Source organism: Haloterrigena alkaliphila (genome assembly GCF_017352155.2).
Taxonomy (GTDB): Archaea; Halobacteriota; Halobacteria; order Halobacteriales; family Natrialbaceae; genus Haloterrigena; species Haloterrigena alkaliphila.
On the sequence record NZ_CP071462.1, the window covers coordinates 1219020 to 1231369 of the forward strand.

Below are 12350 nucleotides of genomic sequence, written 5' to 3' on the forward strand. Positions count from 1 at the left end.
ACGGGAGCGTTCAACCACGTGAAAATAACACCCAGTTGTCGTTGAATTATCCCGACAGAACGACGATCACGAGGGCGGTGAAGACGACGAGGTACTCGCACTCCGCCGCTCTCGCCAGCAACTGCACGTCGTCGGTCCGGCCGATACGCGACGTGACGCACAGCGAGTAACCGAGTCCGACGAACAGCGGGAGCCCCAGAGCGAGAGACAGCTGTCCGGTAGCGACCGCGAAGACGACCAGCGCGCCCGTACAGCAGTCGATGCCGGCGAGGATCTGTCGCGTCCGGTCGACGCCGAAGACGACCGGGATCGTCAGGACGCCGATCGCCCGGTCGCCCTCGATATCGCGGACGTTCGGAATCTCCGTGTTCGTGAACACCCGGAGGAAGAAGTACCCGAAGACGATCAGCGCCGGCGGCGTGACGGCGCTCCCGGCGAACGCGAGGGGGAGGAACGTCAGCGTCGCGGCCCACGCGAGCGCGACCACGATCGTATTGACGAGGAAGCGGTCTTTCAGCCGCCGGACGTGGACCCCGGTGCCGGGAATCCAGTCCGTCGCGTAGCACACCCAGAGCGCCCCCGGGAGGAGGGTGATCGCGAGGGCGATCGGTCCGCCGAGGACGGAGAGCGCCACGGCGAGGCCGTACGCGATCGAGGCGAGCACGTACAGCGCGTCTCGATGTCGGCTGACGAACGCCGCCTGTCGGGGATTCGACACCGCGTCGGTGTCGGCGTCCGCGAGGCGATCGTTGGCGTAGACGGCGAAGACGACCAGCCCGACGACGATCGCCGCCGGAGTGGGCGACACCGAGAGGAGGACCGCGACGACGACCACCTCCGCCATCGCGATCAGTGAGAGATAGGCAGAACTGTACACCAAGGCGTTCCAGAGCCGTTCCGTACTCGAGGGGAGCCGAGCGAACAGCGCACTGTGGACCGCTGCGGCCGTACTCCCGTCGTCCGAGAACGTGTGATTTTTTCGTCCCATAGTTCCGTTCGGGGCCCCGAGCGGCCGTCCGCCGGCGGCCCCGCACCGAATATGTCGCCACCACTGACTGATATACGTATGTATTACGCTGGCATTGCATTAACGGTGGACAGCTATCGATTCAATGGGGACGACCGCAGGTCTGATACACCTGCGGCGAAATGCCGGCGACTCGAGGCGGCCAGCGCCGCGCTGAGCGCAAGGCTTTTGAGCGATCCTCGAGAGGCCCAACGTATGGTAGCCGAATCCCGCGTTCGATCCGGTATCGGCAGTCGATCGCCGCAGTGCGCTCCGGGATTCGGCTTCTTCTTCGCCCGGTGAGTTCGGGCCAGTGGAGTCGCGAGCGACCCTGACGGGTGCTCGCGGCGAAACCGGCCGTCGTCCGCGGGCCGTCCGAACGGTTCTCGGGCGGCAGTATCGGAACCGCTAACTGACCGACACGCAGCCATACGAACAAGCGAATGCAACTTCCCGAACAACAGGTCGCGGTCGTCGAGGCCGCGAGCGCAGACGAGGCACAGTCCGTCGAGGCCCTCGCTGCGGCGACCGACCTCCCTCCGGAGACCGTCACCGGCGCGGTCTTCGAACTCGCGGACGAGGGGCTGGTCGCCGTCGAGGAGCGCGTCGACGAAACGGTCGCGCTGACCGACGAGGGTGCGGAGTACGCGGATGACGTCCTCCCCGAGGTGCGACTCTACGAGGCCGCCCTCGAGGCCGGCGCCGACGCCGACCCCGTCCAGATGGGACAGGTCATCGGCGCCTCCAGGCTCGAGGGACCGCAGGTCGACATCGCGCTCTCGAACTACGCCCGCAAGGGGTACGGAACGATCGACAGCGGCGAGATCACGGCCGATCCGGACGCCGATCCGTCGGCGGACGCGGAGGCCGCGGCGCTCGAGGCGCTCACCGGCGCGGACGAGGCGCCCGTCGACGGCGTCGACGTCGATTCGGACACGCTCGAGCAACTCGAACGGCGCGGCCTGCTCGAGCGCCGGGAGTCGACCGTCCGCGAGGTGACGCTGACCGAGCGCGGCGTCACGGAGCTGATGGCCGGGATCGAGACCGCCGAAACGGTCGGCCAGGTCACCACCGAACTGCTCACCAGCGGCGAGTGGGAAGACGTCGAGTTCGCCGAGTACAACGTCGAGGCAGACGCCGAGGCGATCGAGAGCGGGAAGGTGCACGTCCTCCGGCAGATGTCCGAGCGCGTGAAGGACGTCCTCGTCGGGATGGGGTTCCAGGAGATGGACGGCCCCCACGTCGACGCGGACTTCTGGATCAACGACTGCCTGTTCATGCCCCAAGACCACCCGGCGCGCACGCACTGGGACCGCTTTGCGATGGAGCGGCCCAGCCACATCGACGAGTTGCCCGAGGACCTCGTCGAGGCCGTCGAGCGCGTCCACCGCGAGGGACTCGGCGAGGACAGCGAGGGCTATCACTCGCCGTGGGACGAGGACTTCGCCCGCGCGCTCGCCCTGCGCGGCCACACCACCTCGCTGTCGACCCGCTACCTCTCCGGGACCGAGATCGGCGAGATCGAACCGCCAGCGCGCTTTTTCAGCGTCGAGAAGGCCTACCGCAACGACACGCTCGACGCGACCCACCTACTCGAGTTCTACCAGATCGAGGGCTGGGTGATGGCCGAGGACCTCTCGGTGCGGGATCTGATGGGCACCTTCGAGGAGTTCTACGCCCAGTTCGGCATCGAAGACATCCGGTTCAAACCACACTACAACCCCTACACCGAACCGAGCTTCGAGCTGTTCGGTACCCACCCCACGACGGGCGAACTGATCGAGATCGGGAACTCCGGCATCTTCCGCGAGGAGATGCTCGAGCCCCTCGGCGTCGACTGCGACGTGATGGCCTGGGGGCTCGCGCTGGAGCGACTCGCCATGCTCACCACCGGCGCGGAGGACATCCGCGACCTCCACGGCACGCTGGCCGATCTCGAGTTCCTGCGGAACGCGGAGGTGACCTACTGATGCCCACCGTCGACATCGACCCCGACGAACTGCGCGGCCTGACCGGTCGCGAGGAGAAAAGCGACGACGAACTCAAAGACGACCTGTTCGGCCTCGGCCTCGAGTTCGAGGGCCGAACCGAAGAGGGCGCGTTCGAACTCGAGTTCGCCCCCGACCGCCTCGACCGGCTCTCGGTCGAGGGCGTGGCGCGCTCGATGCGCTACCAGTACGGCGACTCGCGTGGTGTCCACGTCCCCTCGACGAACGACGCCGACTGGACCATCGAGGTCGACGAGTCGGTGCCCGACGAGCGCCCCTACGTGACGGGCGCGGTGATCCGCGACGTCGACCTCGACGAGGAGGCCCTCGAGTCGCTCATCCAGTTACAGGAGAAGCTCCACGCGACGATGGGCCGCAAGCGCGCGAAGGGCGCGATCGGGATCCACGACCTGACGATGCTGAAGGGTAGCGATGCGCTACGCGCATCGGAAAACGCGAGCGGCGATGAGCCGCGAGCGAACCCCGCGACGGAGGGCAACCCCACCATTCAGTACGTCGGCGTCGAACCCGAGGAGGACACGTTCGTCCCCCTCGACGCCGATCGGGAGATGACGCCGGCGCAGGTGCTCGAGGACCACCAGACCGGCCAGACCTACGCCGACCTCGTCAGCGAGTACGAACGCTACCCGGCGATCTACGACGATCTCGGGCTGTTCTCGTTCCCGCCGGTGGTCAACGGCCGGCGCACCGAGGTCTCGACCGACTCGCGGGACCTGTTCGTCGAGATGACGGGCACCGACCAGTGGACGATCGACAAGATGCTGAACATCGTCTGCTACGCGCTGGCCGCGCGGGGAGCCACGCTCGAGGACGTCCGCGTCGAGTATCCTGACGGCGAAATCGTTCGCCCCGACCTCTCGACGAAGACGAAGACGGTCGCCCACGACCGCATCGAGACCATCCTCGGCATCGGTCTCGACCCCGAAGAGGTGATCGACCTCGCCGAGCGCTCCGGACTCGAGGCGGAACGAGACGAAAACGACGAGGGCGACCTCGTCTACGAGGTCACCATCCCGCCGTACCGCGTCGACGTCCTCCACCCGCTGGACGTCATCGACGACCTCGGGCGGGCCTACGGCTTCAACGACCTCGAGCCGACCTACCCCGACGTGGGGACCGTCGGCGGCCGCCACGAGCGCTCCCGCCTCGAGCGGGCCGCGCGGACCCAACTGGTCGGGCTGGGCTTCGAGGACATGCTGAACTTCCACATGATCAACGAGGCGGAGAATTACGAACGCCTCGAGGTGGAGCCGGGCGCAGACGCCTACGGCACCGGCGAACCCGCGACGATCAAGGAGGCCTACAGCGAAGACTACACGATGCTGCGGACGTGGACGCTGCCCTCGCTGCTGATGGTCCTCGAGCGCAACACCCACCGCTCGTACCCCCAGCACCTCGCCGAGATCGGGTTCACGGCTCGCCTCGACGAGCGCGAGAACACCGGCGTCGGCGAGAACCGTCACGTCGGGGCCGTCCTCGCGAGCCACGATGCCGGCTACGAGGACGCCAAAGCCCGGCTGCAGGCGCTCGCGGAGAACTTCGACGTCGACCTCGAGACGCCGCCGACCGACCACCCGAGCTTCATTTCGGGTCGAACAGCCGCAGTCGTCATCGACGGCGAAAACGTCGGCGTGATCGGCGAGGTCCACCCGAAGGTGCTCGTCGAGCACGATCTCGAGGTACCCGTCGCGGCCTTCGAGTTCGACCTCGAGGCGCTGCAGTAGTCGGCTAGCGGTCGTTCTTCTCGAGTTCGGGAGTCGGTCCGCGGTCGCGGTTCAATCTATTGTACCGCGAGCGAACGGAGTGAGCGAGCGGGCCGACGACTGACTCGGAGTGAGTGAAGCGAACGGAGAGGAAGGAGGAGCGCTTTTGATCGACCTTTTACCGAGGGACGTTGCGCTGTGCGGCAGCTACGCTGCCGCCAGCGCAACAGACTGCAGAGTAAAAGGTCGTTCGTTAGAATTCGTGTTCGACGTCCTCCTCGTCGGCTTTCTGGATGATGATCTTGCCGTCCCGGACCCGGACGAAGACCTCGTCACCGATATCCATGCCCGCGACTGCCAGTTCGTCCTCGTGGAGGTTGAGATGGACGTTGTGGTAGTTACCGTCGTCGTCTTTGGCACCGCTTGGACTCAGCTTCTTTTTCCGTACCATCGCGGGATTCTATTCCGAACTTCGCCGTAGGATATACTTAAGTGTTTTCGACGCCTTGACGGATGACCGTACCGGGGGACAGCAGAGAGACCGACGGTGTGAGCGGGTGGAAAACGAATGCTGCGGAAGAGTTGCGAAGGCGATATACTTAAAGATACCGCCGCAGTCAGTCGGTTTTGGGGGATATCTTTATGTCGGATCGTGTGCTGGATTGACACGGAGGCGAAACCATGGTACGCGAAGACGGGAAACGAAACTTTGCACTGCGCGAGTCGTCCGGTGAAGAATCCAGCGTCTTCTCCGGTAACACACCCCGGCAGGCTGCCCTCAAGGCGGCCCGGCGGCTCGAGCCCGGCTCGAGCGAGGAATCGGCCGAGCGAGTCGAACTCAAGTTGCGCGAGAAGGGGACCGACAAAGTCCACATCTACGACGGCTGGGCCTGGGAGGAGACGGCTCCCGACGACAAACCCGACTGGATGCCAGGCGAGATCACGGAGGCCAACGTCTCGAAGAAAGGTATCGAACACCTGGACGAGTAAGGAATCGGCCGGAGGTTTTTCTCGTACTCAACCTCGGTAGAGACATTTGTCCACGTATTCAGATTTTTGATTGTGGTTGTGATGTTCTATCCTCCGGATTGTCGACTCCGTCGGAGTCCTAGAAGGGATATAGTCCGATAGCTATTGCACAGCAGTATTAGGATCGTCTAAGAAATACGCATATACGGGTTCGAACAGCCAGATTAATTCGTAATATGTGCTTAGACGGAAGTCAAATTCGAGAGAAGGTGAACGATTGTGCTTCCGATTTGCGTGCGATACGCGGTCCGCAAACGTGCCGTGGCTCGTCGATCGGGGGTGAGGAGATCGCATGATCCCCGCGAAGTACAAGAACTTGCTCCTCGCGACGGCGATGTTCAACCTCGGCTTCGTGATCTGGTTCTCCTTCGCGCCGTTCACGGGGGAGATCGCAAACGAGTTCGGCCTCTCGGTGCCCCAACTGGGGGTCGTCTCGAGTGCGGCGGTCATCGCCGTGCCGCTGGGTCGGATCGTCATCGGGCCCCTGACCGACAGGTACGGCGCGCCGGTGACCGCGGGGGGAACGATGCTCCTCGTCGGAACCTTCGCGATCATCAGCGCGTTCGCACAGACCTACGATGTGTTCACGGCCTCGCGAATCGTCGCCTCGCTAGCGGGGATCACCTTCGTCATCGGTATCCAGCACGTCTCCGAGTGGTTCGAAGCGGAAAACCTGGGCACTGCGGAGGGGATCTTCGCCGGAATCGGCAACGCCGGCGCGGGACTGGGCGCGTACTTCACCCTCCCGCGAATCTTCGGTGAGGGGTACGCCGGGCCGCCGTTCTCGTCGAACTGGCGCGCCGCGTTCTTCTACACCGGCGTGCTCGCCGTCGTCCTCGGCGTGCTCGCCGTCGTCCTCGGCGTGCTCTACTTCGTCTTCGGCGACGCGGCGAAAAGCGACGCGAAACGCGCGGAGACCCAACAGGGCGTCAGCCGGGAGCAGTGGTTCTACATCGCGACGCGCCACGGCGCCGTCGTGCTCGCGGTGGCGTACGTCATGACCTTCGGCCTCGAACTGGCGATGAACGGCTGGCTGGGCACCTACTACCGCGAGGCGTTCGGCCAGAGCGACATCGTGATCGCGGCGACGTTCTCGATCGCGGCCGGGTTGCTCCGCCCGATCGGCGGCTACGTCAGCGACCTCGTCGCGCGCAAGGAGAAAGACATCCTCCCGGTGTTCACGGGTCGCTACCGCGAGCAGTGGACGTTCGCGACGCTCGTGTTCGTCGTGCTCGCGATGTTCGGCATGACGGCGGCCGGACTGACCGACAACGTCTACGTCGCCGTCGTCGCCGGCTTCTTCGTCGGCGTCGGGTGTGCGTTCTCCGAGGGTGCGATCTTCGCGCAGGTGCCCGCGGTATTCCCCGACAACTCGGGGTCGGTCGCCGGCTTCGTCGGCGGAATCGGCTCCTCGGGTGGGTCGATCTACCCGCTGATCTTCTCCGCGTCGTTCCTGAACATTCACTACGGCTACGCGGTCGTCGGGCTCACGATGGTCCCGATCATCGCCCTTGCCGCGTGGGTCTTCCAGCCCCACATCGCCGAGCGCGCGACCGAAACCGGCTGGTTCATCTCCGAGAACCCCGCCGCCGTTAACGGAAACAGTCCCGGTCCGACCAGCAACGATTGACGAGGGCTCCCGCGACCGTTTCGACGCCGTCGAGACGCTCGAGTCGGTGCTCGCCGATGGGGAACCGTCCCGAGATCACTCGCTCGAGTCGGCGCCGATCGACGCGAAGTTCTCGACGACGCGGCTCGCGTTCACGTCGGCGAACCCGGACTCGACCTCGGTCCAGCCGAAGTCGGTCTCGAGTCGCTCGCGGAGATCAGCGGTGTACTCGGGGTGAAACTGCACCGTCCACAGCGGCGCCGTCCGGTGGCGCGTCGCGAACGCGGGGTAGTAGTCGGCCGAGGCGATCACGTCCATCCGGTCGCCGGGATCGGTGACGACGTCGCCGCGCGTGACGGGAACGACCGACGAGACGCCGTCGAAGAGCGGATCGCCGGCGGGGTAGTCGACGACACGAGTATCGGCCGCGGTATTCGAAACGGCGCGTCACCCGGACGGCGTCCACTCGCAAGTCGTGCCGGTGGCTAACGCCTCCTCCTCGATGTGCGCCGCGAGACAGCCGTAATTGCAGAATCGCCCCGTCAGATCATCAGGGGTCCCTTCGCTCACGAATACCGGGTCGTGGCGTTCGACGTCACAGCCGCAGTAGGTGCAGTCAGTCTCCATACTGAACCAGTGGGTCGTCACCGGGGAAGGCGTTACGCCGTCTCGAGTGAGTCAGTCGGTCGATCCGAACCGCTCGGTTACGCGGGACTCGAGGCCGACGAGCCGCCGCGGAACAGTTTGAGGACGCCCTGCGCGACCATACCGAGCATCGCCCACTTCCACGCGAGAACGGCAACGACGACCAGCAGGAGTCCCCGCGTCCTGTTGCCGCTAGCGAACGCCTGCTTCGCGTCCGAGAGGATCGAGACGACCGTCAGCGATCGCGTCGCCTTCGAGCCGAGGAGCTTTTTGAGTACCATATCCGTCCTCGGGGGAGCCGACCGAATAACGAGCGTCCCGGCCCGCGCAAGCCTCGAGCGGCCCGTCGGAGCCGCCGATCTCGCGCCGCTCGACTACGCCGGTCGTCCCATTGTGTACAGGAACAGCGGCGTCTGTCCAGTGGCCCGCGGCGCGAAGAAGTCGGTCACGACGTCGTCGTAGAAGGTCAGTCCCGTCCCGCCCAGCCTCAGGTGAGCGTAGGTCCCCAGATACAGCCGTCCCGCAGTCAGCGCGGCCTCGAGTTGCGCCGCGCGGTAGCCGCGGTCGCCGAACGAGTCGACGATCTCCTCGAGGTCCGTGAGGAAATAGACGCAGACCGCCGCGTCGCCGGCCAGCCGCTGGTCCAACGCGAGGTGGCTCGCCTCTTGCCGGAATTCGCCCGCCCGGAGTCGCTCGAGTTCGCCCCCGTCGGGGTGGTAGTGGTAGGTGCCGGCCTCGAGACCGTCGACGCCGTTGACGATCAGGTAGGCGTCGCAGAACGACAGCGGCGGATCGTCGTCCCGGCTCGCGTGTCGCTGCTCGCTCGCGGTTTCACCGCTCGCTTTACCGTGGCCCTCGCTTCGCTCGGACCCCGCGACTCCCGCTCGCTCTTCCGAGACCTCACGTCGTTCGGCCTCGCGACGAACGTCAATCGGCACGCCACGGACGGCCCGATCGAGCACAGTCGACAGCTTCCGGAAACTGATCGGATCACGCTCGTACTCGCGACAGGAGCCCCGCCGTCGGATCGTTCGGTGCAGCGGCCGACTCGAGGCCGTCTCCGGGCCGACCGGCTCGAGCGGAACGCGCTCGCCGTCGCCGGGGTCGCGAGTCCCGATCGGTCGGTGTGCCGTCGGTCCGCCAGTGCGCCACGCGTCGGCGGCGGCGCCGTCCTTGAGCACGCCGGCTCGCCACGCCTCGTGGATCAGCGGGAACTCTTTCTCGTTCGATGAGAGGGGGTCGGTGTCAGGATCGATCGGATCAATATCGGCGCTCGTCTCGTCCGAAAGAGGCTCGCCGGCGCCGATCGGCACGATCTCGAGGGGCGCCTCGCGCTCGGGATCGACGCCGAGCAGGTCGGCGACGGGCCGGTCGGCGAAGCCGGTGATGACCTCCGCGCGGTAGTCCAGCGCGTGGGCGACCGCGAGCAGGTTCGCCAGCGTCGTCCCCGAGTCCCAGAAGGCATGGCGGAAGGTTCGCTCCTCGTATTTCCACGCGTTGCGCCACCACGTCGAGGTCGCGACGACCGACAGCGGGGCGTCGGCGACGGCATCGTACTCGGTGGCGGCCACGAGGACGCCGCGGTAGTCGCCCTCGCGGAGGACGTCCAGCGAGCACGTTCGGGGATCAAAGTGGTAGACGCCGGCCTCGAGCGATTCGGTGGTCGCAGTGTCCGACTCGCCGCCCTCGAGGTCCCCACAGACGACGTAGAGATCGACGTGATAGAGCGCACCGGTGGTCGCCGCGGCGCGGAACAACTTCGTCCGGTTGCGCAGTTCGATCTCCTTGGTGATCCCCGCGGCGTAGTAACAGAGGGTCGTGACCGTCTCGAGGTCCGGTGCTCGATCGTGTCCGCGACTCGGTTCCCCGTCCGGCGTCGACTCGGCGACCGCCGACAGCGCGGGCTGCTGGGGCGGTCGAATCCGCTCGGCGAGCGGTCTCGTCGGCAGGTCGACGTACTCCTTGTACGGCGTCGGTTTGTTGTCGAAGTCTAATCCCTTACTCCCCTCGCGGACGCTTCTGGGGGAGTGCTTCGTCCGTTCGTGGTACTCGAGCGCCCCGGTCGGCATGCGCAGGGCTACCACGGCGATCACGAAAAACCCGGGCGGGAGGTTTTTCTCGCTCCGGTTTGATACGACCCTCGAGAAGCAATGGACCTCGAGACGATCCCGGGCGTGGGCGAAAAGACCGCCCGGGCGCTGGAAGCGCTCGACGACCCCGAGCGCGCGCTACGGCGAGGCGACGTCGCGACGATCGCGACGGCACCGGGGATCACCCAGGGGCGGGCAGCCCGCATCGCGCGCGGCGCGATCCGCCAGGAACACGACGACCCCGGCGGCTTCCTCGCGACCGACCGCGCCCGCGAGGTCTACCGGGACGTCCTCGCGCTGCTCAAAGAGCGGACGGTCACCGACTACGCCGCCCAGCGACTCGAGACGATCTACCCGAGTCCGCGCCGCTCGCGCATCGAGGAAGTGCAGGCCTTCGCCGACGAGGCGCTCGAGCGCGAGTACGACGACGACGTGCTCGAGGCCCTCGAGGGGCTCGAACCCCTCCGGAACCCGGGCGACGTCCACGTGCGCGAGCGCTGTCTGGCGACGACGGACGCCGAGCGCTACAGCGAGGCGAAAGAAGCGATCCCGGAACTCTCCGTCGAAATCGTCGAGGACGCGCAGGGACTGGCCGAACTCGCGCGCGGGTACTCCACGGTGATCGCGCTCGACGAATCCTTCGCCGGCGTCACCCTCGAGGGAGACGTGCAGGTCGAGCCCGACGCGCTCGAGACCCCCGCCGAGGTCGTCCCAGAGCGGCCGCTGGCCTTCTTCGCGCGCAATCGGGACCGCCTGCAGGCGGCCGTCGAGGTCCATCAGGCCGCGGGATTAGAGCCCGCTTGCGACCTCGACGCGCTCGAGGACGGCCTCTCGCGGCTCGACGAGGACGGCACCGTCGCGGGCGACGACGAACTCGACCGGCTGACGACGGCGGTCGACGACCTCGATGCGGCGGCGAGCGCGGCCGAGAGCGTCGCGAACGACCGCTTGCGGGAGGCGATCCGCGAGCAGGACGTCACCATCGAGGGCTCGGATCTGCTCTCGCTGGTCGAACGCGGCGCGGGCGTCGACTCCCTCCTGTCCCGCGAACTGGCCGACGAGTACGCCGCGGCCGTCGAGGCCGCGCGGGATCACCTCGCCGACGCGCTCGACCTCGATCAGGGGGAGAGCGAGATCGCCCGGCGGGCGTTCAGCGACGAACCGACGTTCCCGGTCGAACGCGACGAGGCGGTCGTCTCCCGGCTGCGCGAGGAGATGACGGCAGCGAAGGAACGCCGCGCCGGCCGGCTCAAACGCGAACTCGCGGCGGAGCTGGCCGACCAGCGCGAGGGGGCCCGAGAGCTGGTGCGGGACGCCCTCGAGTTGGACGTCGAACTCGCCGTCGCCCGCTTCGCCCGAGAGTTCGAGTGTACGATGCCGGAGTTCGTGGAGAGCGAGGCGCCACGCGCCTCGGAAGGCGAACTCGACGACGCGGCCGATTCCGCCGGCTTCGCCATCGACGGCGGCCAGTCGCCGCTGCTGGACGAACCGCTCGAGGCCATCGACCCCGTCGACTACGAGGTCGCGGGGGTGGCGCTACTCTCGGGGGTGAACAGCGGCGGAAAAACCTCGACGCTGGATCTGGTCGCCAGCGTCGTCGTGCTGGCCCACATGGGCCTGCCCGTTCCCGCCGAGCGCGTGCGCTTACAGCGGTTCGACGACCTCCACTACCACGCCAAGACCCAGGGGACGCTCGACGCGGGCGCCTTCGAGTCGACGGTGCGGGAGTTCGCCGACCTCGCGCAGGGCGGCGAGGGCTCGCTCGTGCTGGTCGACGAACTCGAGAGCATCACCGAACCCGGGGCCTCCGCGAAGATCATCGCCGGCATCCTCGAGGCGCTCTCGGAGAACGGCGCGACGGGCGTCTTCGTTTCCCACCTCGCAGGCGAGATCCGCGAGATGGCCGACTACGACGTGACCGTCGACGGTATCGAAGCCGTCGGCCTCGTGGACGGCGAACTCGAGGTGAACCGCTCGCCCGTCAAGGACCACCTCGCCCGATCGACGCCCGAACTGATCGTCGAGAAACTGGCCGGCGAGGCCCGGGACGAGGCGGTGGCGGCCAACGGTGGCGCACCCGAGGGCGACCCGGAACCCGTCTTCTACGACCGCCTGCTCGAGAAGTTCGAGTGAGACCCGCGCCGCGACCCTTCCGCTTCCAGCAGCTATTTACTGGTCTGTCCGAACACGTCATTCGTGAACTGTTCGCAAATAGGTGGGCAGTGGCGTGTGTCGTTCGATCGGACGGAGATGCGCGTG

General features: G+C 66.7%; 11 protein-coding genes. 5 read left to right on the forward strand and 6 right to left on the reverse strand.

Going from position 1 to position 12350, the window contains the following annotated elements; all coding sequences use genetic code 11:
* Window positions 1-46: 46 nt before the first annotated feature.
* Window positions 47-988, reverse strand: coding sequence for a UbiA family prenyltransferase (locus J0X25_RS24780; protein WP_207290214.1), 942 nt, complete (start codon window positions 986-988; stop codon window positions 47-49).
* 461 nt (window positions 989-1449) lie between these two features.
* Between J0X25_RS24780 and pheS the strand changes: the two genes are divergently transcribed.
* Window positions 1450-2976, forward strand: coding sequence for a phenylalanine--tRNA ligase subunit alpha (gene pheS, locus J0X25_RS24785; protein WP_207290215.1), 1527 nt, complete (start codon window positions 1450-1452; stop codon window positions 2974-2976).
* Window positions 2976-4739 carry a phenylalanine--tRNA ligase subunit beta gene (gene pheT / locus J0X25_RS24790; protein ID WP_207290216.1) on the forward strand — a complete coding sequence of 588 codons (1764 nt, stop codon included), beginning with the start codon at window positions 2976-2978 and terminating at the stop codon, window positions 4737-4739. Before pheS ends, pheT begins: the two co-directional genes overlap by 1 nt.
* Window positions 4740-4971: 232 nt before the next feature.
* On the opposite strand, the gene J0X25_RS24795 is transcribed toward pheT, so the two are convergent.
* Window positions 4972-5169, reverse strand: coding sequence for a hypothetical protein (locus J0X25_RS24795; RefSeq protein ID WP_141463834.1), 198 nt, complete (start codon window positions 5167-5169; stop codon window positions 4972-4974).
* Window positions 5170-5399: 230 nt separating this feature from the next.
* On the opposite strand from J0X25_RS24795, the gene J0X25_RS24800 reads away from it, so the two are divergent.
* Window positions 5400-5708 (forward strand): non-histone chromosomal MC1 family protein, encoded by a 309-nt coding sequence (locus tag J0X25_RS24800; protein WP_207290217.1) that lies wholly within the window; start codon window positions 5400-5402, stop codon window positions 5706-5708.
* A gap of 331 nt (window positions 5709-6039) precedes the next feature.
* The gene (locus J0X25_RS24805) at window positions 6040-7377 is read left to right on the forward strand and encodes an MFS transporter (protein WP_207290218.1); all 1338 of its coding nucleotides are present in this window, start codon (window positions 6040-6042) and stop codon (window positions 7375-7377) included.
* A 75-nt stretch (window positions 7378-7452) separates the two neighbouring features.
* Here the strand turns inward: J0X25_RS24805 and J0X25_RS24810 are convergent, their stop codons facing one another.
* The 4 genes from J0X25_RS24810 to J0X25_RS24825 all read right to left on the reverse strand — a co-directional run bounded on the left by J0X25_RS24810 (window position 7453) and on the right by J0X25_RS24825 (window position 10070).
* Window positions 7453-7674 (reverse strand): hypothetical protein, encoded by a 222-nt coding sequence (locus J0X25_RS24810; RefSeq protein WP_225896738.1) that lies wholly within the window; start codon window positions 7672-7674, stop codon window positions 7453-7455.
* A gap of 129 nt (window positions 7675-7803) precedes the next feature.
* Window positions 7804-7983: a hypothetical protein gene (locus J0X25_RS24815; RefSeq protein WP_207290219.1), complete on the reverse strand. Its 180-nt coding sequence runs from the start codon at window positions 7981-7983 to the stop codon at window positions 7804-7806.
* Window positions 7984-8060: 77 nt separating this feature from the next.
* Window positions 8061-8282 carry a hypothetical protein gene (locus J0X25_RS24820; protein WP_207290220.1) on the reverse strand — a complete coding sequence of 74 codons (222 nt, stop codon included), beginning with the start codon at window positions 8280-8282 and terminating at the stop codon, window positions 8061-8063.
* Window positions 8283-8375: 93 nt separating this feature from the next.
* Window positions 8376-10070 carry a SagB/ThcOx family dehydrogenase gene (locus tag J0X25_RS24825; protein WP_207290221.1) on the reverse strand — a complete coding sequence of 565 codons (1695 nt, stop codon included), beginning with the start codon at window positions 10068-10070 and terminating at the stop codon, window positions 8376-8378.
* 81 nt (window positions 10071-10151) lie between these two features.
* On the opposite strand from J0X25_RS24825, the gene J0X25_RS24830 reads away from it, so the two are divergent.
* On the forward strand, window positions 10152-12224 hold the full coding sequence (locus J0X25_RS24830) for a MutS-related protein (protein WP_207290222.1): 2073 nt from the start codon (window positions 10152-10154) through the stop codon (window positions 12222-12224).
* The last annotated feature ends 126 nt before the right edge of the window (window positions 12225-12350 follow it).